Origin of the sequence: Actinomycetospora endophytica (assembly GCF_021026375.1) — a bacterium.
Classification (GTDB): domain Bacteria; phylum Actinomycetota; class Actinomycetes; order Mycobacteriales; family Pseudonocardiaceae; genus Actinomycetospora; species Actinomycetospora endophytica.
The window spans coordinates 436,586-462,920 of sequence record NZ_JAJNDB010000001.1; the positions used below are offsets into that span (position 1 = coordinate 436,586).

General features: G+C 74.9%; 28 protein-coding genes. 16 read left to right on the forward strand and 12 right to left on the reverse strand.

What is annotated here, in order from left to right:
* The first annotated feature begins 209 nt into the window (after positions 1 to 209).
* The 6 genes from LQ327_RS02145 to LQ327_RS02170 all read left to right on the forward strand — a co-directional run bounded on the left by LQ327_RS02145 (position 210) and on the right by LQ327_RS02170 (position 5,332).
* Positions 210 to 773, forward strand: a complete 564-nt coding sequence (locus LQ327_RS02145; protein ID WP_230729883.1) for a sigma-70 family RNA polymerase sigma factor — start codon at positions 210 to 212, stop codon at positions 771 to 773.
* Positions 763 to 1,581 carry a zf-HC2 domain-containing protein gene (locus LQ327_RS02150; RefSeq protein ID WP_230729884.1) on the forward strand — a complete coding sequence of 273 codons (819 nt, stop codon included), beginning with the start codon at positions 763 to 765 and terminating at the stop codon, positions 1,579 to 1,581. Before LQ327_RS02145 ends, LQ327_RS02150 begins: the two co-directional genes overlap by 11 nt.
* On the forward strand, positions 1,578 to 3,548 hold the full coding sequence (locus tag LQ327_RS02155) for a cytochrome c oxidase assembly protein (RefSeq protein ID WP_230729885.1): 1,971 nt from the start codon (positions 1,578 to 1,580) through the stop codon (positions 3,546 to 3,548). The genes LQ327_RS02150 and LQ327_RS02155 overlap by 4 nt, the downstream gene beginning before the upstream one ends.
* A 180-nt stretch (positions 3,549 to 3,728) precedes the next feature.
* A complete protein-coding gene (locus tag LQ327_RS02160; protein ID WP_230729886.1) occupies positions 3,729 to 4,490 on the forward strand; it encodes a DsbA family protein in 762 nt (253 codons plus the stop codon).
* A gap of 67 nt (positions 4,491 to 4,557) precedes the next feature.
* Positions 4,558 to 5,034, forward strand: a complete 477-nt coding sequence (locus LQ327_RS02165; protein ID WP_230729887.1) for a nuclear transport factor 2 family protein — start codon at positions 4,558 to 4,560, stop codon at positions 5,032 to 5,034.
* Positions 5,035 to 5,101: 67 nt separating this feature from the next.
* Positions 5,102 to 5,332, forward strand: a complete 231-nt coding sequence (locus LQ327_RS02170; RefSeq protein ID WP_230729888.1) for a hypothetical protein — start codon at positions 5,102 to 5,104, stop codon at positions 5,330 to 5,332.
* Between the two features lie 7 nt (positions 5,333 to 5,339).
* Here the strand turns inward: LQ327_RS02170 and LQ327_RS02175 are convergent, their stop codons facing one another.
* Together LQ327_RS02175 and LQ327_RS02180 are read right to left on the reverse strand one after the other, a co-directional pair.
* Entirely contained in the window at positions 5,340 to 7,823 is a 2,484-nt protein-coding gene (locus tag LQ327_RS02175; protein WP_230729889.1) for a heavy metal translocating P-type ATPase, read from the reverse strand.
* Between the two features lie 192 nt (positions 7,824 to 8,015).
* Positions 8,016 to 9,101: a vitamin K epoxide reductase family protein gene (locus tag LQ327_RS02180; RefSeq protein WP_230729890.1), complete on the reverse strand. Its 1,086-nt coding sequence runs from the start codon at positions 9,099 to 9,101 to the stop codon at positions 8,016 to 8,018.
* A gap of 89 nt (positions 9,102 to 9,190) precedes the next feature.
* Between LQ327_RS02180 and LQ327_RS02185 the strand changes: the two genes are divergently transcribed.
* Positions 9,191 to 9,676: a GNAT family N-acetyltransferase gene (locus tag LQ327_RS02185; RefSeq protein WP_230729891.1), complete on the forward strand. Its 486-nt coding sequence runs from the start codon at positions 9,191 to 9,193 to the stop codon at positions 9,674 to 9,676.
* A 6-nt stretch (positions 9,677 to 9,682) separates the two neighbouring features.
* Here LQ327_RS02185 and LQ327_RS02190 read toward each other — a convergent pair whose 3' ends face one another.
* From LQ327_RS02190 to LQ327_RS02200, 3 genes are all read right to left on the reverse strand, one after another.
* Positions 9,683 to 11,416: a DHA2 family efflux MFS transporter permease subunit gene (locus LQ327_RS02190; RefSeq protein WP_230729892.1), complete on the reverse strand. Its 1,734-nt coding sequence runs from the start codon at positions 11,414 to 11,416 to the stop codon at positions 9,683 to 9,685.
* Between the two features lie 67 nt (positions 11,417 to 11,483).
* Positions 11,484 to 12,089 (reverse strand): TetR/AcrR family transcriptional regulator, encoded by a 606-nt coding sequence (locus tag LQ327_RS02195; protein ID WP_230729893.1) that lies wholly within the window; start codon positions 12,087 to 12,089, stop codon positions 11,484 to 11,486.
* Between the two features lie 60 nt (positions 12,090 to 12,149).
* Positions 12,150 to 12,620, reverse strand: coding sequence for a GNAT family N-acetyltransferase (locus LQ327_RS02200; protein WP_230729894.1), 471 nt, complete (start codon positions 12,618 to 12,620; stop codon positions 12,150 to 12,152).
* Between the two features lie 533 nt (positions 12,621 to 13,153).
* On the opposite strand from LQ327_RS02200, the gene LQ327_RS02205 reads away from it, so the two are divergent.
* The 4 genes from LQ327_RS02205 to LQ327_RS02220 all read left to right on the forward strand — a co-directional run bounded on the left by LQ327_RS02205 (position 13,154) and on the right by LQ327_RS02220 (position 15,755).
* Complete coding sequence (locus LQ327_RS02205) at positions 13,154 to 13,600, forward strand: VOC family protein (RefSeq protein WP_230729895.1); 447 nt, start codon at positions 13,154 to 13,156, stop codon at positions 13,598 to 13,600.
* Between the two features lie 348 nt (positions 13,601 to 13,948).
* Positions 13,949 to 14,299, forward strand: a complete 351-nt coding sequence (locus LQ327_RS02210) for a hypothetical protein (RefSeq protein WP_230729896.1) — start codon at positions 13,949 to 13,951, stop codon at positions 14,297 to 14,299.
* A 34-nt stretch (positions 14,300 to 14,333) separates the two neighbouring features.
* On the forward strand, positions 14,334 to 15,092 hold the full coding sequence (locus tag LQ327_RS02215) for a hypothetical protein (RefSeq protein WP_230729897.1): 759 nt from the start codon (positions 14,334 to 14,336) through the stop codon (positions 15,090 to 15,092).
* Between the two features lie 132 nt (positions 15,093 to 15,224).
* On the forward strand, positions 15,225 to 15,755 hold the full coding sequence (locus LQ327_RS02220) for a L,D-transpeptidase (protein ID WP_230729898.1): 531 nt from the start codon (positions 15,225 to 15,227) through the stop codon (positions 15,753 to 15,755).
* Positions 15,756 to 15,771: 16 nt separating this feature from the next.
* On the opposite strand, the gene LQ327_RS02225 is transcribed toward LQ327_RS02220, so the two are convergent.
* The 4 genes from LQ327_RS02225 to LQ327_RS02240 all read right to left on the reverse strand — a co-directional run bounded on the left by LQ327_RS02225 (position 15,772) and on the right by LQ327_RS02240 (position 18,419).
* Entirely contained in the window at positions 15,772 to 16,269 is a 498-nt protein-coding gene (locus LQ327_RS02225) for a VOC family protein (protein WP_372460635.1), read from the reverse strand.
* Positions 16,270 to 16,389: 120 nt separating this feature from the next.
* Positions 16,390 to 17,145, reverse strand: a complete 756-nt coding sequence (locus LQ327_RS34490; protein WP_230729899.1) for a pirin family protein — start codon at positions 17,143 to 17,145, stop codon at positions 16,390 to 16,392.
* Positions 17,146 to 17,226: 81 nt separating this feature from the next.
* The gene (locus LQ327_RS02235; protein WP_230729900.1) at positions 17,227 to 17,829 is read right to left on the reverse strand and encodes an Asp23/Gls24 family envelope stress response protein; all 603 of its coding nucleotides are present in this window, start codon (positions 17,827 to 17,829) and stop codon (positions 17,227 to 17,229) included.
* Positions 17,826 to 18,419 carry an RNA polymerase sigma factor gene (locus tag LQ327_RS02240; protein WP_230729901.1) on the reverse strand — a complete coding sequence of 198 codons (594 nt, stop codon included), beginning with the start codon at positions 18,417 to 18,419 and terminating at the stop codon, positions 17,826 to 17,828. Before LQ327_RS02240 ends, LQ327_RS02235 begins: the two co-directional genes overlap by 4 nt.
* Before the next feature lie 75 nt (positions 18,420 to 18,494).
* Here LQ327_RS02240 and LQ327_RS02245 point away from each other — a divergent pair, with 75 nt between their 5' ends.
* Entirely contained in the window at positions 18,495 to 19,595 is a 1,101-nt protein-coding gene (locus LQ327_RS02245; RefSeq protein ID WP_308286233.1) for a branched-chain amino acid aminotransferase, read from the forward strand.
* Between the two features lie 228 nt (positions 19,596 to 19,823).
* On the forward strand, positions 19,824 to 20,705 hold the full coding sequence (locus LQ327_RS02250) for a hypothetical protein (RefSeq protein WP_230729902.1): 882 nt from the start codon (positions 19,824 to 19,826) through the stop codon (positions 20,703 to 20,705).
* Here the strand turns inward: LQ327_RS02250 and ald are convergent.
* Positions 20,654 to 21,751 carry an alanine dehydrogenase gene (gene ald / locus LQ327_RS02255; RefSeq protein ID WP_230729903.1) on the reverse strand — a complete coding sequence of 366 codons (1,098 nt, stop codon included), beginning with the start codon at positions 21,749 to 21,751 and terminating at the stop codon, positions 20,654 to 20,656. The genes LQ327_RS02250 and ald overlap by 52 nt on opposite strands.
* Before the next feature lie 97 nt (positions 21,752 to 21,848).
* On the opposite strand from ald, the gene LQ327_RS02260 reads away from it, so the two are divergent.
* Positions 21,849 to 22,376 carry an Lrp/AsnC family transcriptional regulator gene (locus LQ327_RS02260; RefSeq protein WP_230729904.1) on the forward strand — a complete coding sequence of 176 codons (528 nt, stop codon included), beginning with the start codon at positions 21,849 to 21,851 and terminating at the stop codon, positions 22,374 to 22,376.
* 6 nt (positions 22,377 to 22,382) lie between these two features.
* On the opposite strand, the gene LQ327_RS02265 is transcribed toward LQ327_RS02260, so the two are convergent.
* Positions 22,383 to 23,555, reverse strand: coding sequence for an FAD-dependent monooxygenase (locus LQ327_RS02265; protein ID WP_230729905.1), 1,173 nt, complete (start codon positions 23,553 to 23,555; stop codon positions 22,383 to 22,385).
* Between the two features lie 57 nt (positions 23,556 to 23,612).
* Here LQ327_RS02265 and LQ327_RS34495 point away from each other — a divergent pair, with 57 nt between their 5' ends.
* Positions 23,613 to 24,569: a GntR family transcriptional regulator gene (locus LQ327_RS34495; protein WP_230729906.1), complete on the forward strand. Its 957-nt coding sequence runs from the start codon at positions 23,613 to 23,615 to the stop codon at positions 24,567 to 24,569.
* Positions 24,570 to 24,602: 33 nt separating this feature from the next.
* Positions 24,603 to 24,983 (forward strand): hypothetical protein, encoded by a 381-nt coding sequence (locus LQ327_RS02275; RefSeq protein WP_230729907.1) that lies wholly within the window; start codon positions 24,603 to 24,605, stop codon positions 24,981 to 24,983.
* A 1-nt stretch (position 24,984) separates the two neighbouring features.
* Here the strand turns inward: LQ327_RS02275 and LQ327_RS02280 are convergent, their stop codons facing one another.
* On the reverse strand, positions 24,985 to 26,256 hold the full coding sequence (locus LQ327_RS02280; RefSeq protein ID WP_230729908.1) for an NAD(P)/FAD-dependent oxidoreductase: 1,272 nt from the start codon (positions 26,254 to 26,256) through the stop codon (positions 24,985 to 24,987).
* Between the last annotated feature and the right edge of the window lie 79 nt (positions 26,257 to 26,335).

A 26,335-nucleotide genomic window follows, 5' to 3' on the forward strand; every position in this document is an offset into this window, starting at 1 on the left:
CGCTAGAGCCTCCGACGACCGTACGAGGGCCGGCCCACGAAACGGCGCGACCTGAGGTGTCCCCCCATTTCTCTCATCTTCGGGAACCGCGGGGAAGCCCGTGACGACGACCACCCGGGGCCGCTCGCCCCGGGGCGGGGTCCCCGGGGAGACTGTTCGACGGCGGGTCGTCGGTCGACGATCCCCGGGAGCGGAGGACCAGCCAGCCGATGGACGACGCCGTCATCACCGACGCCGCGCTGGCCGCGCGCGACGGTGACCGGGCGGCCGCGGCACGCTTCGTCGAGCTCACCCAGCAGCAGGTGTGGCGGCTGCTGGTCCACCTCGCCGACCACGGGGTCGCCGCCGACCTCGCCCAGGAGACCTACGAGCGGGCCTTCGGCTCGCTGCGCCGGTTCCGCGCCGAGGCGCCGGCGCGTACCTGGCTGCTGGCCATCGCGCGGCGCGTGGCGGCCGACCACCTGCGCCGTCGCGCCCGCCGCCCCGTCGACCCCGCCCCGATCCAGGACGGCGACGAGCCGCTGACCGGAACCCGGCCCGGGGACGTCGCGGAGGGGATCGCGCTGCGCCTGGCCGTGGACGCCCTCCCGCCCGACCGGCGTGAAGCGTTCGTCCTGACGCAGATGCTCGGCCTCGGGTACGCCGAGGCGGCGGTGGTCGCGGGCTGCCCGATCGGCACCGTGCGCTCCCGGGTGGCCCGGGCGCGGGCCGACCTCGTCGAGGCCCTGGGGGCGGGCGCCGAGAACCCGGAGGCGGTGAGCCGTGAGCCGTGACGCGGACCGACGGCGGCTCGGGGTCGTCGGGAACTCCGACGACCCCGCGCGCGACCTGACCAGCATGGGGACCCTGGACTGCGCCGCCTGCCGCGAGGAGCTCTCGGCGGAGCTCGACGGTGAGGCCGATCCCGCGCGTCGCCCGGCCGTCCTCACCCACCTCGGAGCCTGCCCGGCCTGCACCCACTGGCGGGAGCAGGCCGCCGTCGTCACCCGCCTGACCCGCACCGCCCCCGCCGAGGCCGGCCCGGACCTCGTCGCCCGGGTCCTGCCCGCGGCCCCGCGACCGCGGCGCCGGCGGCTCGCGGCGCGGGTGGCGCTCGTCGCCGTCGGTGTCGCGCAGATCGTCCTCGGGGCGCTGTCGCTGATCGGCGTCGCCGGGCACGGCGGCACGATGCTCGGCGGCGCGGACATGGCCCACATGAGCCACGAGACGGCCGCCTGGAACCTGGCGCTCGGTGCGGCCTTCGTCGCCGGCGCGTACTGGACCCGCCACCTCGCCGGGCTGCTCCCGGCGCTGGGGGCGTTCATCGTCGTGCTCGGGGTGCTGTCCGGGCTCGACCTCGCGGCCGGCCGGGTGGAGCCCGACCGGGTCGCGACGCACGCCGTGCTGCTCCTGGGCTTCGCGCTCGCCCTGGTCGTGTCGCGCACCGGGCCGGCCCGGGGGCCGAGCCCGGCACCCCGCGCCCTCGCCGAGCCGGAGGCCGGCCCCGAGCCGGGCCCGGCCACGGCCCCGCCCGCGCCGGCCTCGCGCGACCACCTGGGCCCCGTGGCCCGTGACCGTCCCGCCCGCCGAGAGGCTGCATGAGCACCGCCGCACCCCCGGCCGAACACCCCGCTCCCCCCGAACCCGCCCGGCCCCGCACCGCGCTCCGCCTGGTCGTGGCCACCGCCGCGACCGTGGTCGCCGTCGTCGCGGTGGTGCTCGTCGTCGGGGCGTGGGGCGACGCGCCCTACCGCGCGCTGGGCGTGAGCCCGCCGTCGGAGGGACTGCGCGTCGCGGTGCCGCTGGTGCGGGCGGTCGTGCTGCTCGCCGCCGGCCTGACCGTCGGGAGCCTGGTGGCCGCGGCGGTCGTGCTGCCGGGGCGCACCGCGGCCCGCGGGCTCTCCGCCGACGGGTACGCGGCGGTCCGGCGGGCCGGGACGGCGGCCGCCCTGTGGGCGCTCGCCGCGTCGGTCGTCGTGCCGTTGACGGTCATCGTCGGGACCGGCGGCGACGCGCGGGTGCTCAGCAGCCCGGCGGACTTCCTCGCCTCGGTCGGGGCGCTCGAGGAACCGGCGGGCTTCCTGGTCGCGGCGGTCGCGGCCGCCGTCGTCGCGGTGATGTGCCGGGTGACGTTCTCCTGGCGCACCGCGGTGGGGGCGCTGGTCCCGGCCCTGCTGGCGGTCGTCGCACCCGTCGCGACGGGGCACGTCGCGAGCGTCGGCGGCGGGCACGACATCGCCACCGACGCGGCCGTCCTCGCCGCCGTCGCGCTCGCCGGCTGGCTCGGCACGACGGTGGCCCTCGACCGTCACCGGGCGTTGCGACGTCCCGACGGCGACGTCGTGGCGGCCCGGGCACGACGGGTCGGCCTGGTGGCCGCGCCGGCCGCCGTCGCCGGCCTGGCGACGGTGGACCTCTGGCTGGTCCGCGACGGCTGGACGACGCTCTACGGCGGTCTCGCGGCCGTGATGCTTCTCCTGGTGCTGCTCGCCGCGGCGCCGCTCCTCACCTCACGGCTGCCCGCGGGGTGGACGCTCACCGCGCTCGGTCTCGCCGCGGTCGTCGCGGGCCTGACGGCGAGCGGGCTGCCGCCGGGGCTGCTGCGCCCGTCGTCGGCGCAGGAGACGCTCGTCGGGTTCGACCTGCCCGGGCCACCGACCGTCCTGACGATGCTCGGCCCCGGGCGGGTGAACGTGCTGGCCGACCTGGTGTGCGTAGCGCTCGCCGGGCTCTACCTGGCCGGGGTGCTGCGGCTGCGCGCCCGCGGGGACTCGTGGCCGGCGGGGCGCACCGTCGCGTGGCTCGCCGGCTGCGTGCTGCTCGCCTGGACCACCACGAGCGGCTTCGGCGAGTACGCGATGGCGATGTTCAGCGTGCACATGGGCAGCCACATGCTGCTCTCGATGCTGGTGCCGATCCTGCTCGTGCTCGGCGGCCCGATCACGCTCGCCCTGCGCGCGCTCCGGCCGGCGAGCGGCGGGCTCGACGGCCCCCGCGAGTGGCTGCTCTCGCTGATCGGGTCGCCGGTGTCGCGGGTGCTGACCCACCCGGTGGTCGCGCTCGTGCTCTTCGTCGGCTCGTTCTACGCGCTCTACTTCTCGCCGATCTACGCCGCGGCGCAGCCGTACCACTGGGCGCACCAGCTGATGAACCTGCACTTCGTCGTCGTCGGCTACCTGTTCTTCTGGCCGATCATCGGGGTCGACCGGTCGCCGCGGCCGCTGCCGCACGTCGCGCGACTCGCGCTGCTGCTCGCGTCGATGCCGTTCCACGCGTTCTTCGGCATCGCGGTGATGGGCGCGGACACCGTGATCGGGCAGCGCTTCTTCGGCGACCTCGCGCTGCCGTGGGTGCCGAACCTGCTCGCCGACCAGAGCCTGGGCGGCGGGATCGCGTGGTCGGCGGGCGAGGCGCCGCTGCTCCTCGTCGTGATCGTGCTGCTCGTGCAGTGGTCCCGGCACGACGACCGCGAGGGCGCCCGTCACGACCGCCACGCGGACCGCGACGGCGACGCGGATCTCGCGGCCTACAACGCGATGCTCGCGGACCTGGCCCGCCGCCGGCCCTGAGCCACCCGCGTCCCCGGCCCTGAGCAGGGGAACTGCCGCTGGTCACCCGTTCGGGGCCGGACGGCTCACCGGCGTGCCGCTGGGCGACACGCGGCGACCGCACCCCGCAGGACACGCTCCCGTCCACCGCCCCGGCGCGTTGAACCCACAGAGGTCACCACCGCCGTCGGGGAGGCACCCATGGGCAAGCGCTCGGCCGTGAAGTCCAGCCGCAGTATCGGCTCCCGGACGCCCCTGGTCGTCGGCATCCTCGTGGTCGGCGTGCTGGCGATCGTCATCGGCAGCACGCTCTTCAGCAAGGGCGACGACGCGGACGCCTCCGGCGGGTCCTCGACCACCGGCCCGATCCCGATCACCCGGGCCGCGGTGCAGTTCCCGGCCAAGGTCGACGGCGGCGTCGTCACCGTGGGGCCGGCGGGCAAGAAGGCCCCGCCGCACACACTGGACGTCTACGAGGACGCCCTGTGCCCGGCGTGCCAGGCCCTCGAGTCGCGCGGCGGCGCCCGGCTGGCCAAGGCGGCCGCGGACGGCTCCATGCGGATCCGCTACCACCTGCTCAACATGCTCGACCAGCGCTCCCAGCCCGCCGGCTACTCGACGCTGGGCGGCAACGCGATGATGTGCGCCGCCGAGAACGGGATCTTCCCCGACATGCACGTGAGCCTCTACACCGCGCAGCCCGACGAGGGCGGCACCGCCTGGACCGCCGACCAGATCGTCGACCTCGGCAAGCGCCTCGGCGCGGGGCCCGGCTTCGAGCCCTGCGTGCGCAGCGGGGCCCACGCGAAGGACATCGCCGCGAACTTCGGGCAGGCCGCCCACGACCCGAAGCTGGTGCGCCAGGGCTCGAGCGGCTTCGGCACCCCGACCCTGGTCCTCGACGGTGCGCTGCTCCAGCCCGGCGACACCCGCCTCGACAAGCTGGTGTCCGACACCCCCTGACCGCTCGCGCGACGGCGTCGCAGCCACGAGACTCGTCGGCGCCCGACCCGAGGGGAGTGCTGAGTCGATGCTGTCCGCCGAGCACATGGAGTCGCTGATCCGTCGCTACTTCGACGGGTGCAACGACGCCGACATCGCGGGCATGGTCGCCTGCTTCACCCCGGACGCGGTGCACTACTTCCCGCCCGGGATGTACGGCGGGGCCTGGCGCGGGGCGGACACCATCGCCGCGAACTGGGCGCACCGGGTCGCGACGCTCGGCTCGGCGTGGACGATCGACCGGGTCCTCACCGATCCGGCGAGCGGCCAGGCGGTCATCGAGTGGAGCCACTTCAAGACCGCGGGCGGCACGCTCCTGCGCGGCGACGAGTGGTACGTGTTCGACCGCGACTCCGGCCTGATCTCGGAGATCCGCGCGTACTACGCCTCGCCGGTCGACCCGGACCGCCCGGAGCTCGCCCTCGACGGGTTCGACTACGAGGGCCGCGGCTACCCGATGACCTGCTCGGTCCCCCGCCCGCACCCGTCGCAGACCGGGACCTGAGAACCCGTCCCGGATCTTGATTCGGGACCTCCCCCGCGGACTACTGTGGTCCGCGAGGGAGGTCGCCGTGCGGGACGAGGAGCTGATCGTCGAGTTCGCCCTGACGCGCCTGGACCACCCGGGCCTCGATCTGGAGGAGATCGCGGCGCTGCTGGTCCGACGGGTCGGGCCGGAGCGGACGCTCGAGTTCGCCGCGCAGAATCTGGCCGACCGGGGCGAGCTCCGCGGGGCCGTGTTCGACGCGGCGGTCGAGCGCGTGATGCGCGTCGTGCTGGCCCTGCGGGACGCGCAGGACTGAGCCGCACCTACGTCTGCGGCTGGAACCGCCGCAGGCGCAGGCTGTTCCCGACGACGAAGATGCTCGAGATCCCCATGACGGCGCCGGCGAGCATCGGGTTGAGGAGCCCGAACGCGGCCAGCGGCAGCATGGCCACGTTGTAGACGAACGCCCAGAACAGGTTCCCGCGGATCGTCGAGAGCGTCCGCCGGGCCAGGCGCAGGGCGTCGGTGACGCCGCGCAGGTCGTCGCCGACCAGCGTCAGGTCCCCGGCGTCGACAGCGAGCGCGGAGCCGCCGCCCATCGCGAGGCCGAGGTCGGCGCGGGCCAGCGCGGCCGCGTCGTTGACGCCGTCGCCGACCATCGCGACGACCTTGCCCTCACGGCTCAGCCGGTCGATGACATCGGCCTTCTCGGTGGGCAGCACCTCGGCGACGACGTCCTCCGGGGCGATCCCGACCTCGGCGGCCACCGCGTGCGCCGCGGCCGCGTTGTCGCCGGTCAGCAGCATCGGGCGCAGGCCCATCTGCTTCATCCGGGCGACCGCCTCGGCCGAGGTCGGACGGACGGTGTCGCCGACGGCGAGCACGGCGCGGGCGGCGAGGACGCCGTCGTCGTCGGCCCAGGCCAGCACGACGGCGGTGGCGCCCGCGGCCTCGGCGTCGCGGTGGGCGCGGTCGAGGTCGGCGGGCAGCTCGACGCCCTCGTCCTCCACCAGACGACGCCGCCCGAGGACGGCCGTGGTCCCGTCGACGACGCCGCGGACGCCGAGCCCGTCGACGACCTCGACGTCGGTGGCGGTGGCCGACCCGGCCGAGGTCACCCCGGCCGCCGCCGTGGCCGCCTCGACGAGCGCCCGCGCGACCGGGTGGTCCACATCGGTCTCCAGCGCCACGACCCGGCGCCACACGGCCTCGTCCGCGACGCCCTCGGCGTGGGCCACCGAGCGCAGCCCCATCCGGCCCGTCGTCACGGTCCCGGTCTTGTCGAGCACGACGGTGCTGACCTTCTTCGAGGTCTCGAGCACCTGCGGGCCACGCAGCAGGATCCCCAGCTTGCGGCCGCGGCCGGCGGCCACCGCGAGCGCCGTCGGGGTCGCGAGGCCGAGCGCGCACGGGCAGGCCACGACGAGCACGGCCATGGCGGCGGCGATCGCGAAGCCCGCGTCGGCGTCGGCGAACCACCAGAAGCCGAACGTGTAGGCGGCGAGCACGAGCACGACCGGGACGAAGCGCCCGGCGATCCGGTCGGCGAGCCGCTGGACCGAGGCCTTGCCGAGCTGGGCGTCCTGCACCCGCTTGGTCAGGCGCGCCCACTGGGTGTCGGCGCCGACCTCCGTCGCGCGGACCACGACCCGGCCGGTGGCGCAGCGCGTCCCGGCGAGCACGCGGGTGCCCGCGGCGACCTCGACGGGCACCGACTCGCCGGTCATGGCGGCGACATCGAGCGCGGCGGCGCCGTCGGTGATCACGCCGTCGACGGGCACGGTGTCGCCGGCGCCGACGATCACGTGGTCGCCCACCCGGACGTTCCCGACGGCCACGCGCAGCGCGCGGTCGGCGACGATCAGGACGGCGTCGGGGGTGGCCCGCTCGTCGGCACCCGCTCCGCCCGCGGTCATCGCCCGGCGCCGGCCCCGGAGCTCGATGTAGCGCCCGATGAGGACGGCGGTGACGATCGCGCACGCCGCCTCGAGGTAGATCGTCCGGGTGCCGCCCCACTCGTCGGGGGCGGGGATCAGCGAGAGCCCGTGCCGCACCCCGCCGAGCCCGGCCTCGCCGAAGAACAGCGTCCCGACCGACCAACCGAACGCGGAGAGCACCCCGACCGACACCAGGGTGTCCATCGTCAGCGACCGGTGCCGCAGGTGGTTCCACGCGGCCCGGTGGAACCGCCAGCCACCCCAGAAGACCACCGGCGCGGCCAGCGCCAGCGAGGCCCACTGCCAGTAGCGGAACTGCCAGAGCGAGTTCATCGCGACGACGATCACCGGCAGGCTCAGCGCGAGGCAGACCATGGCGCGGTAGCGCAGGTCGGAGACCTCGGGGTCGTGGTCGGGGTTCGGCTCGTCGTCGCCCTTCCCCGCACGAGGGGAACCCTCATGAGCCTCTAGCGACGGGAGCTTCCCCTCGTGCGGGGAGCGCGGCGCCGGGATGTCGGCACCAGGGGAACCCTCGGCATGTTCTAGCGGCCGAGGGTTCCCCTCGTGCGGAACGGCCGGGGCCGCGGTCGGAACCGCCGGCGACGCGCTCGAGACCGACCCGGCGGCACCCGTCGTCACCACCGACGCTCCGAAGCCGAGCTTCTCGACGACGCGGACGATCGCGTCGGGGTCGCCGTCGTGGGTGACGCGGGCGCGGCCGGTCGCGAGGTTCACCTCGGCGGTGACGCCCTCGAGCTTGCCGAGCCGGCGCTCGATCCGTGACGTGCAGGCGCCGCACGTCATGCCGGTGACCGCGAGCTCGGTGACGCGGGCCGCCGACGGGGACGACAGGGAGGAGGTGGCCGTCATCGGCGCGGGCTCCTGGGGAGACGGGGTCCGGGGCGCGCTGACGGTAGGCAGTGCCGGGCACCGCACCCGTCGGAGCTGAGGACCGCCCCGTGCCCACCCGTCGACCGGTGCCACGCGCCCGACGAGCGGTCGGCGCACTGGCCCGATCGGAGCAGGCTCCCCCTGAGAGCTCTCAGGCCGCCGGAGACGACCTCAGGCCAGGCCGACCATCGCGCCGAAGTAGGACGGGAACGAGGCGACGATCGCCACGATCACCAGCAGGTACCAGGCGCCGAGACCCCACCCGTGGCGGCGGGCGAGCGTGTCGCCCGCGGGCTCGCCGCCGAGGTTGCCCTCGCGCAGGTTGTGCATCGTCGTGAACCAGAAGATCGCGATCACGGCGACCCACGCGACCATGCAGTACGGGCACAGCGCATGGATCGTGACGAGGCTCTGCACGATCAGCCAGTGGATGAACAGCACGCCCACGAACGAGCCGGCCTCCAGCGCCCACCACACCCACCGCGGCAGCTCGGCGCCCGACAGGACGAACGCGCCGCACGCCGCGACCACCGGGAACGTCAGCAGCCCGATCACCGGGTTCGGGAAGCCGAGCACGGACGCCTGCGCGGTCTTCATGATCGTCCCGCAGGAGAGCACCGGGTCGATCGAGCAGCTCGGGATGTAGTCCGGGTTGGCGAGCAGGTCGAGCTTCTCGATGAGCAGGACCAGCGCGACGACCGCGCCGACCAGACCGCCGATGAGCAGCACCCAGCCGGTGCCGCGGACCGGGGCGCCCAGGTCGTCGACGTCGTCCGGGGCCTCGTCGTCCTCGGGGGTCCCGACGGCGGACGTGGTGACGGTCGGTTCCGGGGTCCCGACGACGGGTCGGGTCGACCTGGACCGTGCTCCGGTGCCGGGAATCGGCGCGGTCGGCGGGGCGGCGGCGGTGTCGGGCGAGGCGGCTCCGGGAGCGGCGGTGCCCGGCGAGGCGGCTGCGGGTGCGGCGGCGCCCAGCGAGGCGCTGCCGGCGAGGCCCGGTCCGGCCGGGGCGGTGCCGGGCCGGACGGTGCCCGTCGGGGCCGCGCCGCTCGGGGTTCCCACCGTCGCCGTCGTGCCGGGCGCCTGCCGAGGCTCTCCGGGCGCCGCGTGCCGTCCGCCCGCTGCCCTGCCGTGCTCGGCCATGGTCGTCGTCTCCTCGTCGTCGCGCGACGCTCTCGTCCGGTCGCCCTGCACGTCGCCGCCGGGCCGCGGCCGGTTCCCGACCGTGGCGCGGACCCCACCATCGTGACGCCTCACCCGGACGTGGTGGTGAACGGCCCACCTGTGCCACCCGCTGCCCCAGGGCGGGCGGGGCGGGATCCCCCGCTGATGGCACCCTCACCGACGTGGCCGACATCGAGGTGGTCCGGGCCGGCGCGGACGACACGGAGGAGGCCCGCGACGTCCGCCTCCGCGCGCTCGCCGACGCCCCGGAGGCCTTCGCCGCCTCCCGCGAGCAGGAGGAGGCGTTCGACGACGCCGAGTGGAAGCGCCGCGTCACGACGAACGCCTGGTTCCTCGCCCGCGCCGACGGCCACGCGGTCGGCCTCGCCTGTGGCATCCCCGAGCCGCAGGACGACGACGGGCGCCACCTGGTGGGCATGTGGGTCGAACCCGACTTCCGCGGCCGGGGGCTCTCGGATCTCCTGGTGGCCGCGGTCATGGCCTGGGCCCGGCGCGAGGGCGCGCAGACGCTGGCGCTCTGGGTCGTCGACGGCAACCACCGCGCCCTCGGGCTCTACGACCGGCTCGGCTTCGAGTCCACCGGCGAGCAGCAACCGGTCCCGGGTCGCTCCGAGGTCATGGAGTCCCGGATGCGGCTGATCCTCTGAGCGCCGTCACGCCGCCGCGGCCGCATCCCGCCGGACGAGGGCCAGGTCGAGCGCCGCACCGCCGTCGACCGGCACCCGGTGGGCGCGCGGATGGTGCTCCGGCGCGCTGACCAGCACGATCACGTGCTCACCCGGCCCCACCCGCGCCGGGTCCAGGGCGGCCTCGAACCCGCCGTCGGCGTCGGTCCGGGCGCGGCCCAGCTGGGCGCCGGCCGCGTCGATGAGGGTCGCGACGGCGCCCGGGACGGCGAGTCCGCCCGCGTCGCGCACCACCCCGCGGACGACGGCGGCCCGGACGTCGCGCTCGACCTCGACCACCACCTCGTCGTCGTCAGCGCCCGTCAGGTCCTCGACGACCGCGCCGCGCCCCCTCCGCCGGCGCTCGACCACCGAGAGCCCCAGCGCGATCACCGCCGCGACGAGGGCCGCCCCGGCCAGCAGCTCCCACCCGGCCCGGACCGAGCCGAACTCCGAGGGCAGGCCGGTGGTGTGCGCGCCGATCACCGAGACCAGTAGGGCCACGCCGAGCACCGACCCGACCTGCCGCGCGGTGTTGATCAGCGACGAGCCCGGCCCCCAGCTCGCCGCGGGCAGCGCGGACCCGACCACCGAGGACAGCGTCGGCAGGATCAGCCCCACCCCGAGCCCGGTCAGCAGCTGGCCGGGCAGCATGCCGCCGAGGTAGTCGGGCGTGAGGCCGAGGTGGGTCAGCCACCACGTCGGGCCCGCCGCGAACGCGAGCGTGCCGACGAACGCGACCGGCCCGATCCCGAACCGCCCCGACAGGTGCCCGGCCAGCCGTGACACCACCACGACGACGAGCGGCCCCGCCGCCAGCCCGAGCCCCGCGAGCTGCGGCGACCAGCCCCAGGTGCCGGTCAGGTAGAGGACGTTGACGACGAGCATCCCGGCGAACCCGGTGGTGAACGCGACCATGACCAGCGCCGCGAGCGCGACGACCGGCACACGCAGCACGGCGAGGTCGAGTGCGGGGACCGGGTGGCGGCGCGAACGCAGCACCACGAGGACGAGCCCGACGACGGCGACCGCGAACCCGACGAGCACCTCAGGCCCGCCCCAGCCGGAGTCCGGCGTGCGCACCAGCGCGAACGCGAGCGCCCCCACCCCGACGACGATCCCGAGCGCACCGAGGAGGTCCGGCATGCCGGTCCGGGCGACGTCCGGGTCACGCAGCACCCGCAGCCCGGCGACGAACGCGACGATCCCGACGGGCACGTTGACCAGGAACACCCAGTGCCAGGAGATCTCGACGAGCAGCCCGCCCAGCGGCGGGCCGAGCGCGGCGGCGACCGCCCCGATCGACGCCCAGGCCCCGACCGCCCGGGTGCGCCGCTCGGCGGGATAGGCCGCGAGCAGCAACGACAGCGACGTCGGCATCACCAGCGCCGCGCCGACCGCCTGCACCGCCCGCGCCGCGACGAGCAGCCAGACACCCGGTGCGGCGGCACACGCGGCCGAGGCCAGCGCGAACACCGCGAGCCCGGTGAGGAACACCTGCTTGTGCCCGAAGCGGTCCGCGAGCCGGCCCGCCAGCGCCAGGAACGCCGCGAACACCACGGTGTAGCCGTTGAGGATCCACGACATCTGGCCGAGGTCGGTGCCCGGGAAGTCGGCGCGGATGTCGGGGAACGCGATGTTGACGATGAACAGGTCGAGGCTCGACAGGAACGCCGCGGCCGAGGTGACGAGCAGGACGGCGCCGGGGCGGGCGGTGCTCATGGGGCTCCTTCGCTGAGGCGGACCGATCGGTCCCGTTGTACGCGCGAGAACGAGGAGGGCACCGGGATCAGGCGCCCACGAGACGGCGGGCGAGATCGACCGCGGCGTCGGCGGCGGGGTCGAGACGGTCGTCGAGGCGGTCGCGGTAGGCCGCCTGCAGGTAGAGCCCGTCGACGATCAGCCAGAGCTGCTCGACCAGCCGGTCGGGGTCGGCGACGTCGAGGCGCGCGACCCGCTCCGCGATCGCGGCCCGGGTCTCGGCGAGCTGGGCGTGCGCGACGGCGGCCGGCGCCGTCCCGTCGTCGGAACCCGGCTCCCCGGAGTCCTCCGGGAACTCCGCGAGGTAGTTGCGGAACGCGCATCCGCGGAACCGGGGATGCCGCACCGTCGTGGCGACCTCGGCGACCATCGCCACGAGCTGCTCCCGCGGGTCGTCCCCGGCGTCCTCGAGCACGCGACGCGCCGCCTCGGCCCGGCGCTCGCGAGCACCCTCGAGGTAGGCGGCGACGAGGTCCGACTTGGCGGGAAAGTGCTGGTAGAGCAGGTTCTTGCCGGTCCCGGCCTCGGTGATGATCCGGTTCATCCCGACCGCGCGGACCCCGTGGTCGTAGAACAGCCGGGACGCGACACCGAGGATCCGCTCGCGCGTTCCCGGTGCGGGCGTGCGTGCCATGGCGATCGACCTCCTCGTCGACCACCGTAGCGGACCGATCGGTCCAGCACCAGCACGCGGTCAGCGTCGACCCGCCACTCGGCAACCTCCCGGGGCGCCACCGCTCCCCGACGATGCAGCCGCCGACCGCTCCCGACGACGGCTGCCGGTCCCGTCTCCGCCCGTCACCAGTTCCCCGAGCACCGTCATCCCGACGCCCCGGCCCCGCGCCGCCCGCACGAGCCACACCCCGGCCTCGAGGGTCGCCGTCCCGTGCCCGCCCAACCACGCGAGCCCGACGATCGCCCCGCCGCCCACGGTCCCCTCCACGACGAGCCAGGCGCACTCGTCCGCCGGCCGTGCCCGCAGGTAGCGCGCGTGGGCGCGCTCGCGGGCCAGGGTCCAGTCGTCCGGGTCGGGCGCGCCGTCGGGCGGCATCACCTCCCCCGGCAGCGCCCCGGTGACGGCGGCCGCGACGACCGCGGCGACGTCGTCCGCGTCGCCGGGGTCGAGGCGCCGCAAGGTGATCGCGGGCCGCAGCGGTGTCGTCATCGCCGGAGCGTGCGCCCCTCGTCAGGCGCCGACCAGCGGATTTCCCGGCGACGGCGTCCGTGGCCGGGCGTCGAGGCGTACGCCGTGACAGCGGGCCGTCTCGTCCGCCGGGGTCGTCGGCCGGCCGGGGTGGACGTGGAACTCGTGCGGTCTCCGTCGGTCCTGCTAGGCAGTCGATCTTCTCGAGCGCGGCACCGACCAGGGCTCGACCCGGTTCACCCCCGACTCGCCAGGCAGTCGAGAAGCGCTAGGGATCGCCGAGCGCGACACCCGCGAACTGCCGCCGGCGCTCCCTCATCGGAGATCACGAGTTCGGGAGCGTGTCGCGGCACATCTTGCGCGTGTCGCTCCCGACGTCGTGATCATGCCCGGGCGATCCGCGCCAGTGCCGCGCTCGGCGTGATCAACTGCCTCGTCACCCGGCGACGCACTCCCGGACCCTGTGACCGGCACCACACTCGACCCCGTCGAAGCGCACCGCTCCAGATCGACGCGGACACAACGAACCCCGCACCCGATCCGAGGAGCACCCCGTGGACTGGACCCTGGAAGTCGTCGTCCTGCCCGTCAGCGATCTCGACCGCGCGGTCGCCTTCTACCGCGACCAGGTCGGCTTCACCCTCGACCACCGCACGACCAACGAGCACATGGACGTCGCCCAGCTGACCCCGCGCGGCTCCGGCGCCTCGATCGTCGTCGGGACCCTGCCGTCGCAGAACGAGATGGCGCCGGGCTCGATGCGCGGACTGCAGCTCTGCGTCGCCGATGCCGCGGCCGCCCACGCGGAGCTCGCCGGGCGCGGGGTGCCGGTCAGTGACGTGCAGATCCTCGACCCGCGCGACGGCGGCACGTTCTTCGGCTTCGCCGACCCGGACGGCAACACCTGGGCGATCCAGGAGCTCCGGGCGCGGGGCGGGCGACCCCTCATCCCTCGGGCGGATACCGAGGCCGCCCGATCGTGGAGCCAACACCCTTCGTAACAGGCGCGAACGCGCAGCGTGTCGCGTCAATGGATCTAGCAGTGTGATTCACGTCTCACTGATGTGGGTGTCTGTCGGGCGGTGCGGCGCCGCGAGAGTCGCAATCGACTCGGCTGTGAAGACTCACGCGGCGCTGTCCGGTCACCCGATTCCGGGGACCCTGTCACCAAGGGTGTTGATACGTACTCGTGACTCGATCGTGATCGTTCACGACACCCTTTCCCGCGTACAGCGCGTAGCACTTACCCTGCGTGCGTCATTGTCAGGATGCCGAACGATGTCGGGGTCGGGACGCGTCCGGAGCTCGGCCGGGGGGCCCGGCCGCCGGATCCGAGGGGGATGATCTTCGTGGACGATTTCCGATTGCCGCACCACGACGACTCCGACATGCCTGACGGGGGCGCGCCCGCCGACCTCGCCCCGCCGGGCCTGCGTCATCTCGTGGACGCCGTCCTCGACGACGCGGAGTCGATCGAGGACCAGCTGGACGCCTGCGACGCCTACGTGGTCCTGGTCTTCGACCCCGCGACCGGGGCGATCGACTCGTACGGCCCCTTCGACGGCACCACGGCCCTGCTCGACGCCGCGCGTCGTCGGCGGGGCCTCGACGAGGGCGACCTCACCGACGTCGCCGTGACGGTGGTGCGCCACCACATGCCCGAGGCCGGGGAGAACGGCGCGCACGCGATCGCCTCCTGAACCCCGCACGACCCTCGCGACTACCCTGGACACGGTGACGACCCGCGCCGGGAGCCCTCTCGCCGTCGCCCCCGGTTTCGCCCGGGACGTCCTCGGCGAGGTTGCGGCCACGTTCGGCCGCCGTCGCACGCGGCTGCTCGGGGTCATCGGGAACCTCGTGCTCGCCCTCGGCTATGTGGGCTGGTCGCACTGGCACCCGAACCGGCCCGAGGCGTTCGCCGCGGCGCACATCGGGGTCGCGGTCGTCGTGTGGATCATGGCGGACGTCGTGAACACCAACCAGCTCGGCGCCGACGGCGAGGAGGTCGCCGAGCTGCTCTCGAGCGGGCACGGGATCGCCCGCATCCTCGCCACCAAGAACCTCGCGCTCGCGACGGTGATCGTGCCGCTCGCGGTCGGGGTCACCCTCGGGGCGCAGCTGCTCGCCCGGCACGCCCCGGACCTCGGCCGCGCCTCGCTCGCCGACGTGGGCGCGGTGTTCTGCTGGCTCGGCGTCGGGAGCGTGCTCTCGGTGCTGCTGCCCTACCGGCCGATGCCGTGGCGCGCCCGCCTCGCCGCGCGCCACACCTGGCTGCGCTGGGCGCTGTGCCTGGGAACGCCGTGGGTCGTCGTGCTCGGTCTCGAGCCCGCGCTGAACGCGGCCGACCGTGCGGTGGGGTCGGCCGGACGAGCCGGTGCGCTCGTGGTCGGCGTGATGTGCTGGGCCGGCGGACTCGCGCTGGCCGCGCGCCTCGCCCGTCGTCGGAACCTCTCATTGCGACAGGAACTGCGCGCCTACGTCGATTCCGTATGACGAGTCGATCATCGGATTCGCAACGATCCGATCACCGCGGTTTGGCCGAAATCGCTCCGAATGATCGGCGGGCCGGGTGGGGAACCGATCATCGGAGAGTGGATCCCCCACACGTGAGGAGCTGATTCAGCCGTGACCGGTGACGACCCCCGCCTGGTCCCCACCCACGCGCAGCGCTGGGTCATGCGACTCGGAGCCGCCGGCGCCGCCTGCGCGGCGACGCTCGCCCTCGGCCTGGGCACGGCCTCGGCGGCTCCGCCGGCCGCCCCGCCGCCCGGTCCGGCGGCCGCACCGGCACCGGCGACGACCGGCGGGACACCGTGCGCCGCGACGGCGAAGGCGTGCCTCGATCTGTCGCACCGGAAGGCGTGGCTCACCGACGGGGCGGGTCACGTCGTCGCGGGCCCGTTCGCGGCCCGCGGCGGGACGTCGAAGGCGCCGACCCCGGTGGGCACCTTCGCCGTCGAGGAGAAGGTCAAGCACTACTGGAGCACCGAGTTCGACGCCCCGATGCCGAACGCGGTCTTCTTCCAGCCGGGCATCGCCTTCCACGAGGACAGCACCAGCATTCCGTCGAACGGGTGCGTGCACCTCTCCTGGGCCGCCTCCCAGCTGTTCTACAGCACCCTGAAGCCGGGCGACCGCGTCCAGGTCGTGGCCTGAGTGGCCTGACTTCGGATCACATCGTGTCGTGGCCGTACATCCGGCCCAGCGGGTCGTGGATGAACTCGATGCGCGTCCCGTCCGGGTCGCTGGTGTAGATCGAGGTGCCCGACTCGAGCATGTAGTCGGCGCCGCGTTCGTCGAGCCGGTTCTTGATCTGGTGCCAGTGCTGCTCGGAGACCGAGATGCACAGGTGGTGCAGGCCGCCGAGAACTTCCTGGTACGGCCCCGGGTCGACGCCCGGCAGGTCGAAGAAGGCCAGATGGTTGCCGGCCCCGACGTCGAAGAAGAAGTGCGTCGAGCCGGCCAGGTCGCGGTTCTCGAAGAGCACCGTGACGGGGAAGCCCGCCAGGTTCTGGTACCAGTCGACGGTCGTGCGTACGTCGGCACAGATGAGGGCGCAGTGGTGGATGCCGCGGCCGGTGGACGGCGGCCGGTTCTCGCGGGAGAACAGGAACTCCGCCCGGATCCGGTCGCGGGTCTCGGTGAGCGTCCGGCGCTCGTCGGCGGTGATCAGGCTCGACTTGTCGCCGCCCTCGTGCTCGTCCGCCCGGGTCGGTTCCGGGGTCACGGTCGCTTCGGTGGTCACGATGGTTCTCCTTCTCGATGGGCGCCGGTGGCGGCGTCGGACTCGTCAGTCGCCGAGGCCCTCGTGCATCTCCCAGACGAGGACCTCGGCGTCGGTCGTGGCAGTGAGCGCGGGTCGTCCGGCGGCCCGCAGCCGTGCGGCGTCCCCGGCGGCGAGGGCGACGGGGGCGTCCCCGGCCGAGAGCGTCGCGGTGCCGCGGGCGACGTGGACGTGCAGGTACTCGGCGTCGGGGAGCTCGAGGGCGCGCCCGGCGGCGGGCCGCGCGACGTGCAGCGCGGCCGACGCGACCCCGAGCCGCACCCCGGGCCCGTCGTCGTCGCGCGCCATCCCGGAGGCGACCGTCACGAGGTCGCCGCCGGCGAGGGCGGCCGAGAGGTCGCGCTGCTCGTGGTCGGGCGCGGCGCCGGGTGAGTCGGGGAGCAGCCACATCTGCACGAGGTGCAGCCCCTCGGCCCCGGCCCCGGGCCCGGTGGCCGCGTGGCGCTCGGAGTGCTCGATGCCCCGGCCCGCGCTCACCCGCTGCACGGAGCCGGGCCGCAGTTCGCCCGCGTGCCCCTCGGAGTCGGCGTGGGCGAGGGCGCCGGTCAGTACCCAGGTGACGATCTCGGTGTCGCGGTGCGCATGGGTGTCGTACCCGGCGCCGGGGTCGATGCGGTCCTCGTTGTGCGCCAGCAGCAGCCCGTGGTGGGTGTTGCCCGGTTCGTGGTGCGCGCCGAAGGAGAACGCGTGCCGGGTCTCGATGCCCGGGTGCGTCGTCACGGCACGGTCGGCCCCGCGGCGGACGTCGACACTCCCGGACACGGCCTCCGACCCCCTAGGGGTTGGTTGAATATTCACCTACTGGGGTGCGAACACCCCGTTCCCCGAACACTATTCCGCCCGTCACCACACGTCGTCGACGAGAACGGTGACATCGACCGGCTCGAGCCCCGTCGCCTCGCGGACCCCCCGGGCGACGACGGAGCGGATCCGCTCCCCCAGCGCCTGGAGATCCTGACCGTACGCGGCGGCGAGGGTGATCTGTACCGCCGTCGAGCCGCCGGAGACCCCGGCCTGGACGTCGGGCACGACCTCCCCGACCACACCGTGGCCCTCCGCGGCGAGCCCGCTGAGCGCCACCTCGACCCCGGGGACCTGGCCGGCCAGGTGCCGGGCGAGGGCGACGACGACGCGCGACGCCACCCGGGTGTGCCCGAGCGGGGAATCGAGCCGCCCGTACTCCGCCTCCCGCGACCCCGTGCGCACGCGGCGCAGCGCCGCCTCGACGACGGACACGGGAGCGCGCGGTCGGTCGGCGGCGACGGCGCGCACCGGCCCCCACAGGCGCTCGAACTCGCCGAGGGCCGCGCGGCAGTGCGGACAGGTGCGCTGGTGCTCGTCGAGCTCCCGGGCCCGCCCCTCGGCGACCTGCTCGACGAGCGGCCCCGTCCAGCGCCCGCAGGCCAGGCGTTCCTCGGGTGCGGGCAGCGCGGTCGGCCCCGTCATGCGGACCAGCTCCTCATCTCGGCGAGCAGGGTGGTTCGGGCACGGGCGAGGCGCCCGCGCACCGTGGCCTCGGAGGTCTTCGTGACCGCGGCCGCCTGGGCGTAGCTCAGGCCCTCGATCTGACACAGCACGAACGGCACCCGCTGGGCGTCGGGGAGCCGGGCGATCGCCTCGAGCCCGGCCCGCAGCTCCTCGCCCGCGACCACCGTGCGCTCCGGCCCGGCGACCGGGACGAGGTCGCCCTCGGTGGGCTCGTCGGACGCGGTGCGCCGTGCCCGACGCTGGTGGTCGAGGCTGCGGTTGACGACGACGCGGTAGAGCCAGGTGGTGAAAGCGGAGCTGCCGGCGAACCCCGACAGCGCCGTCCAGAGCTGGATGACGACCTCCTGGGTGACGTCGTCGGCGTCCGCGGCGTCCCCGGTGATCCGCAGCGCGATGCGATAGATCCGGTCGCGGTGGCGGCGGATCAGCTCCTCGTAGGCGCCCAGCTCCCCGTCGCGCGCCTTCCTGACCAGCCACCGGTCGATCTGCGACCCACGCTCGTCCGTCACCGTGCCGCCGTCGTGGGCGACGCCGCCGTCGGACGTCACGGTCCGCCTCCACCCCGCTCCCCGGTGCCCGGAACCCGCTGGTGCGACGACCGTACGGGGTGGCACGGTGCGCTGGTGAGCAGCGTCGTCGACCCCGGACTGTCCCTGCGCTTCCCCGCGACGCCGACGACGCCCACGCCCGACGAGGCACGGGCGTCGCTGCTCGTCGACCCGGGCTTCGGGCGGGTGTTCTCCGACCACATGACGGTGGCGTCGTGGACCGCGGAGCGGGGATGGCACGACGACGGAGTGCGCGGGCTCGAGCCGATGACGCTCCACCCCGCGGCGGCCGTCCTGCACTACGCGCAGGAGATCTTCGAGGGCCTCAAGGCGTACCGGCAGCCCGACGGGTCGGTGGCCCTGTTCCGGCCCGACCGCAACGCGGCGCGGTTCGAGCACTCGGCGCGGCGGCTCTCGCTGCCGGTGCTGCCGGCCTCGGCGTTCGTCACCGCCGTCACCGAGCTGGTCCGGCTGGACGCGGCGTGGGTGCCGGACCCGCCCGCGACGCTCTACCTCCGGCCGTTCATGGTCGCGACGGAGGCGTTCCTCGGCGTGCGCGCGGCGGACGAGGCGCGCTTCGGGGTCCTGGCCTCGCCGGCCGGGCCCTACTTCTCCGGACGCGAGGTCGGGGTGACCCTCTGGATCGACCCGGAGCTCTCGCGCGCGGCCCCGGGCGGTACCGGCGACGCGAAGTGCGGGGGCAACTACGCGGCCGGCCTGGCGGCGCAGGGTGTGGCGCGGGAGCACGCCTGCGACCAGGTGCTGTTCCTCGACGCCGTCGAGCACCGGTGGCTCGAGGAGTCCGGGACGATGAACGTGCTGCTGGTGACGGCCGCCGGCGAGCTCGTGACCCCGCCGCTCGGGACGATCCTCGACGGGGTCACCCGGCGCAGCGTCCTGGAACTGGCCGCCGGACACGGGCTGCGCCCCGTCGAGCGGCCGGTGTCGGTGGACGAGCTGCGCGAGGGCGCGCGGTCGGGCGCGATCACCGAGGTGTTCGCGGCGGGGACGGCGGCGGTGATCAGCCCGATCGTGCGCTTCCGGGAGCCGGGCGGGGAGTTCACCGTGGGCGACGGGACGCCGGGGCCGCGGACGCTGGCGCTGCGGTCGGAGCTCGTCGACGTGCAGTTCGGTCGTGCCGCCGATCCGCGGGGCTGGCGGGTGCCGGTCGGCTGAGCGGGGCGGGGTGCTGACACCCGCGCCCCGACGAGAGGCACGCCAGGCAGGTTCGGCGCGCTGCTGCGCTGCCTCATGTACCCCTGATCAACGACAGGCGGGACGCCGACGCCCCCATGACCTGCGCCGTTACGACGAACAGCCTATCGGGTGAGGCTACTTGACGTAACGAGGTGAGCACCCAGAGCGACACACGGTCACGAACACCCGACCTCGAGGAGGCCGACCGTGACGATCGCCCGTACGTCCTGCCTGACCTCGTCCCCCGGCGAGCCCGCCGACGCGCTGCCCGCCGCCGACGCTGACGCCCTCGCCGGCTCCCTCGACGACGCCGCCGGCCACCGCGCGCACGCGCCGCTCGCCTGGTGCGCCGCCCTCGCCGTCGTCGTCGGCACCGCCCTGGTCGCCGGGATCGCCCCCGCCGTCGTCGTCGCACTGCTGGCGCTGCCGACGCTTGCCGTCGTGGGCCAGATCGACCGCGCCCGTCGCACCGTCGTCGCCACCTACCTGCGTCCGGGGTCCACGCCCTCGTCGCGCCACGAGCGACTGGTCGGGGTCTGGGAGCGGCACCGGATGACCGCGACGAGCTGGGAGCCCGCGGTCTGGGAGGTCGCGCCGCACGGGGGTCACCAGGCCGTCGCGCGCCGGGTCGACGGGCCGCGCCACCTGCGGGCTGATCTCGCGGTGCCGACCTTCGCGGCCGCGCGCCGCGACGTCGCCTTCCTGCCCGACCGGGTCGTCGTCCGCGAGGGACGCGCGCACCGGGTCGCCGGGTACGACGAGCTCGAGGTCTCGGCGACGGTGTGCGAACGCGCCGGGGGCGGGCGGCTCGGGCGGCTGACACTGCGGGTGGCCGGCGCGACGGTGGTCTACGACCTCACCTCGATCGCGGCCACCCAGGACCTCGCGGCCGCACTGCGGGGGATGACCGGGACGCGGGCGCAGCGGACCACCGCTGCCGACCGCGCCACCGGATCCCTGCCGGTGCCGAGCCCGCGGGACGGCGGGGCCGACGGCGCCTGGGACGTCGTCGGCCCCGCCGCGGCTCGGGAACCGCGTCAGAGCGACGTGACCGGCAGCCCGTGGGCCTCGCCGACGGTGGCGCTGTAGAGCTCCCCCGCGTGCGTCGCCAGCCCGGCCGCGAGGCCCGGGTCGGCGGCCAGGGCGTCGCGCCAGCCGCGGTCGGCCAGCGCGGTCGCGAACGGCAGCGTCGCGTGGGTGAGCGCGTGGGTGGACGTGTTCGGCACCGCGCCGGGCATGTTCGCCACGCAGTAGAAGAGCGTGTCGTGCACCGCGAACGTGGGCTCCGAGTGCGTGGTGGGGTGCGAGTCGGCGAAGCAGCCGCCCTGGTCGATGGCGATGTCGACGAGCACGGCGCCCGGCTTCATCCGCGCGACCAGCTCGTTGGTCACCAGCTTCGGGGCCTTCGCGCCCGGGATCAGGACCGCGCCGACGACGAGGTCGGCGTCGAGCACCGCGCGCTCGAGGTTCTCGACGTTCGAGTACAGCGTCTGGACCCGGCCCGCGTAGTGGGCGTCGAGCTCGCGCAGCGTGTCGAGGTTGGTGTCGAGCACCGTGACCCGCGCGTGCATCCCGACCGCCATCTGGATGGCCGCCCGGCCGGAGACCCCGCCGCCGAGGACGACGACGTTGCCCGCCGGGGCACCGGGGACGCCGCCGAGCAGCAGCCCGCGCCCGCCGTTGGACCGCATCAGGTGGTACGCGCCGACCTGGGGCGCGAGCCGGCCCGCGACCTCGCTCATCGGCGCCAGCAGCGGCAGCCGCCCGGCGCGTGTCACGGTCTCGTACGCGATCGCGGTGGTGCCCGCGTCGAGGAGGGCCTGGGTGCACTCGCGGCTCGCGGCCAGGTGCAGGTAGGTGAAGAGCGTCTGGTCGGCGCGCAGGCGGTGGTACTCGGACGCGACCGGCTCCTTGACCTTGACGACCATCTCGGCCTCGCCCCAGACCGCGTCGGGGTCGGCGACGATCCGGGCGCCCGCGTCCTTGTACTCGTCGTCGCCGAACGCGGAGCCGACCCCCGCGCCCTGCTCGACGGTGACCTCGTGGCCGTGGGCGATCAGCTCGCGCACGCCACCGGGCGTGAGCGCCACCCGGAACTCGTTGTTCTTGACCTCGGCAGGCACCGCGACCTTCATGGCCTTCTCCTCCGTTCACCGTGCGCCGTCACCTCCATGGTGAACGATCTGCGTGACAGCGGGAATATCGCTGAAGAAGGTTCTGTAACCTGCTCTTGTGAGTGAATTTCACGACGACGTGGAGATCGACCGGGCGGGTCCGCCGAATCATCTGCGGGCCGGCGAGCCGGAGCCGGCGGCACTGGACGACGTCGACCGCGCCCTGCTGCGCCATCTGGCGGCCGACGCGCGGATCACCAACGCCGCGCTGGCCGAGTCGGTGGGGATCGCGCCGTCCACCTGCCTCGCGCGGGTGCGTTCGCTGCGCGAGCGCGGGGTCGTCCGCGGGTACCACGCGGACGTCGACCCGGCCGCCGTCGGACTGCCGCTGCAGGCCATGATCTCGGTCCGGCTGCAGAGCGACGCCCGCGACCGGCTCGGCGAGTTCCTCGGCCTCGTCCGGCGCCTGCCCGCCGTGCGCGACGTGTACTTCGTCGCCGGCGAGGACGACTACCTGCTCCACGTCGCGACGGCGGGCACGGTCGGGCTGCGCGACCTCGTCGCCACCCTCAACGGTCACCGCGACGTCGCGGGCACCGTCACCAGCCTGATCTTCGAGCACATCCGGCCGGCGCACGGCGTCTGAGCGCGCTCACGGCAGCACGAGCCGCGTGGCCGCCGTCGTCGCCGCCCACTGCTCGTCCCCGCCGCCGATCGCCGCTTCGGCGCCCTCGACGTCGAGCGCCTCGGCCATCGCCGATGTCCGCTCGGCGTTCTCGATCGCGAGCCGCTGGTCGTCGAGCACGACCGGGCGCAGCGTCGACTCCCACCGCCTGAACGCCTCGTCGAGCGCCGACGCCGAGGGCACGGCACCGAGCGGGCCGAGCTCGTGGGCCAGCAGGTGCGCGCCGATCATCGCGAGCGAGGTCCCCTGCCCGGACATCGGCGTGGTGCACCAGGCGGCGTCCCCGAGAAGCACGACGCGACCGGCCGACCACCGGGGCAGCACGACCTGGGACATCGGCGCCAGGTAGAAGTCGGGCGCGTCGGCGAGCCCGGCCAGCATCCGCGGCACCCACCAGCCGCGGCCCTCGAACGCCTCGGTGACCAGCCGGCGCTGGGTGGTGAGGTCGCGGTGGTCGTAGGACAGGCCCGGCGCCTCCCAGCCCAGGTTCACGCGGACCTCGGCGTTCTCGCGGGCGGTGTAGAGCCCGGCCATCGCGTCCGGGAACCGGCAGAACACCTGCCAGCGGTCCAGCCCGAACTCGTTGGGCATCGTGTAGACGGCGAGGTGGCTGCCGAGGTGGCGCAGGACGCCGTCGGTCGGGAACCCGGCGAGGGCGCGCACCGTCGAGTGCAGCCCGTCGGCGCCGACGACGACGTCCGCGCGCTCGGTCCGGCCGCTCGCGAGGGTGACGTCCACCCCGTCGTCGTGCTCGGCGAGAGCGGTGACGCGGTCACCGAAGACGTACTCCGCCCCGGGGGCCGCGGCGAGCAGCAGCGTCGCGAGGTCGTCGCGCAGGATCTCGACGTCCGGGCCGCCGACCGGGCCGCCGGTCAGCGTCGTCGACGTGGTGCTCATCAGCTCGCGCCCGTCGGCCGCGACGATCGACATCCCGCGCATGTCGGTGCGGGCGGCCCGGATGTCGGCGCTGATCCCGAGGCGGTCGGCGACCTCGAGCGCGGGTCCGCGGACGTCGATCGCCTGGCCGCCCGGGCGGGGTGCGGGCGAGGACTCGACGACGGTGACGCGGTGCCCGGCCCGCAGCAGGCCGTGGGCGAAGGTTGGGCCGGCGATCCCGGCGCCGGAGACGAGGACGTGCACGAGGTTCTCCCGGAAGCAGTCTGGACGGTGTACGAACGACGGTGACCGTGCCTCGTCGTGGCCAGGGAGGACAGCGTGTGGCAGGACAGCGGAGGTCCCGGCGACGGCGAGGGCGGTCCCGACGACGACGTCCCGTTCCGTCGCGTCGCCGCGGCGCTGCGCGAGCGGATCGCGGCCGGGATGAGCCCCGGGGACCGGGTGCCGTCGGTCCGGGCCCTGGTCGGCGAGTTCGGCGTCGCGTCGGCGACCGCCTCGCGCGCGGTGGCCCTGCTGCGCGACGAGGGGCTCGTCGAGACCCTGCCGCGGGTCGGCACGGTCGTCGCCGCCCGGCCGGTCCGACGCCGGCCCGCCCGGCGCGCGGCCGGGGCCGCCCCGGACCGTGAGGCCGTCGTCGCGCTCGCCGTCGACCTGGCCGACGCCGACGGGCTGGCCGGGGTGTCGATGCGCCGGATCGCGGGCGAGCTCGGGCTGGCGACGATGAGTCTGTACGGCGCCGTCCGGGGCAAGGACGACCTGGTCGGTGCGATGCTCGACCACGTCTTCGCGGCCGAGCCGGAGCCCGACCTCGGACCCGCGGCCGGGTGGCGGGAGCGGCTCCGGGCGGGCGCGCGGCGCCAGTGGGCCGTGTACGGCAGGCACCCGTGGGCGGCGCGGGCGATCTCGCTGCACCGCCCGCAGCCGCTGCCCGCGCTGTTCGCGCTCGCGGAGTGGGACCTGTCGGCACTGGAGCTGGTCGAGCCCGACCCCGAGCGGCGCCTCGACCTGCACATCGTGCTCGTCGGCTACGTCCGCGGCATGGCGATCACCCTGGCCGCCGAGCGCGAGGCCGAGGCCGACACCGGGCTGGACGCCGACTCCTGGACCGACCGCGACCCCGGCGTGAACCGGGCCCTCGCGCGCCACGCCGGACCGGCGCTGCATCGCGTCGGCCCCTACGCCTACGACCTCGAGCGGGTCTTCGCGACCGGCCTCGACCGTCTGCTCGACGGTATCGGCAGCGCCGGACTGACCTAGCACAGCGTCCCGCCACGGGGCACGATCGCCGACGTGGACGTGCTGACGCGGATCGGTCTGGTGGAGCTGGCGCTCGGGGCGGTGCTCGGCTGGGCGGTCGCGGCGTCGATGATCAAGCCGGCCTGGGTGGAGCGGGCCGGCGTGCGCAAGCCGCGGCGCATCCTCCAGGCGCACCTCGACTACGTGATCATGGGCATCATCCTGATCGCGGTCGGTCTCGCCGTACCGGGGCTGCCGACCTGGCTGGCCGTCGTGATCGTCGTCGGAACCTGGGTCAACCCGACGCTGTTCGTCCCGCTGGCGTTCTCGCCCCGCGCCGCGACCCGGGCGTGGTTCCAGATCACGAGCCTGGTCTCGTTCACCGCGACCAGCGGCGGCCTGGTGGGCGCCGCCGTCGTCGGGCTGATGCGCTGACCTAGCCGGCGGCGGCCTCGGCCGCCTTCTTCGCGGCGCGCTGGCGGCGCTCCTCGGCCTTCTCCTGGCCCTCGTCCCAGCTCGCCTTGTTCATGATCAGGCGCCGGTACTGCATCACCTCGGCGCGCTTGTCGACCGCGAGCGCGCCGACGAGCCGGTCACCGAAGCGGTAGAGCGCGACGAAGGGACCGCCCTCGTCGCCCATCACGACCTCCTCCTCGACGTCGGCGAGGCCCTCGCCGGAGCGGGAGACGCCGACGAACTGGATGCGGCTGTCGTACCAGTCGGACCAGAAGTAGGGCACCGTCGTGTAGGGCTGCGCCGACGACGGGTCCACCGCGTTGCGGGCCGCCCGCGCCCCCTGCTCGGAGGCCGACGTCCAGTGCTCGAGGCGCATCGACGAGCCCAGGACGTCGTCGAACAGCGCATTCGGCCAGCGGGCGACGTCGCCCGCCACGTAGACCCCCGGCGCCGCGGCCAGTGTCTCGTCGGCGACCACGCCGTCGGAGAGGGTGAGCCCCGAGGACTCCAGCCAGCCGGTGTTGGGGGCCGCGCCGATCCCGACGACGAGCACGTCGGTGTCGATCACGGTGCCGTCGGCGAGCACCACTGCCTCGACCGCGTCGGTGCCCCGGACCTCGGCGACCGAGACGCCGGTGAGCACGCGGGTGCCGTGCCGCTCGTGGATGTCGGTGAGCGCCCGGCCCATCCGCTCCCCCACGCCGCGCACCAGCGGGACCGGGAGCGCCTCGACGATCGTCACCTCGTGCCCGCGCTTGCGCGCGACCGCGGCGATCTCGGAGCCGATGAACCCGGCGCCCACCACGGTCACCCGCGGGTTGCCGTCCGCGCGGAGCAGCCGGTGCAGGTGGGCCGAGTCGTCCCGGGTCCGCAGCGTGACGACCCCGGCCAGGTCCGGCGCGCACACCGAGGCGGGCAGCGCGCGGGCGTCGGCGCCGGTCGCGATGACGAGCCCGCCGTAGCCGATCTGCTGATCGCCGACGGTGACGGTGCGGGCGTCCAGGTCGAGGGCGGTCGCGGGGGCACCGAGCACCAGCTCCACGCCGAGCTCGTCGAGCTTCTCCTGCTCGCGGTAGGTGGAGTCGCCCGGCTCGTCGTTCGCGAGGTGCTCCTTCGACAGCGGCGGCCGGTCGTAGGGCAGGTGCTCCTCCGCGCCGATCAGCGCGACCGAGCCCTCGAACCCGTCACCCCGCACCGCCTCGGCTGCCTTCAGCCCGGCCAACGATGCTCCGACCACCACCAAGTCCGCCACGACGCGAGACCTTATCCGCGCCGGACCACCCCGACCCACCCTCCTGTGACGGCGTCCGGGTCACCCCTTCGGGGTAGCC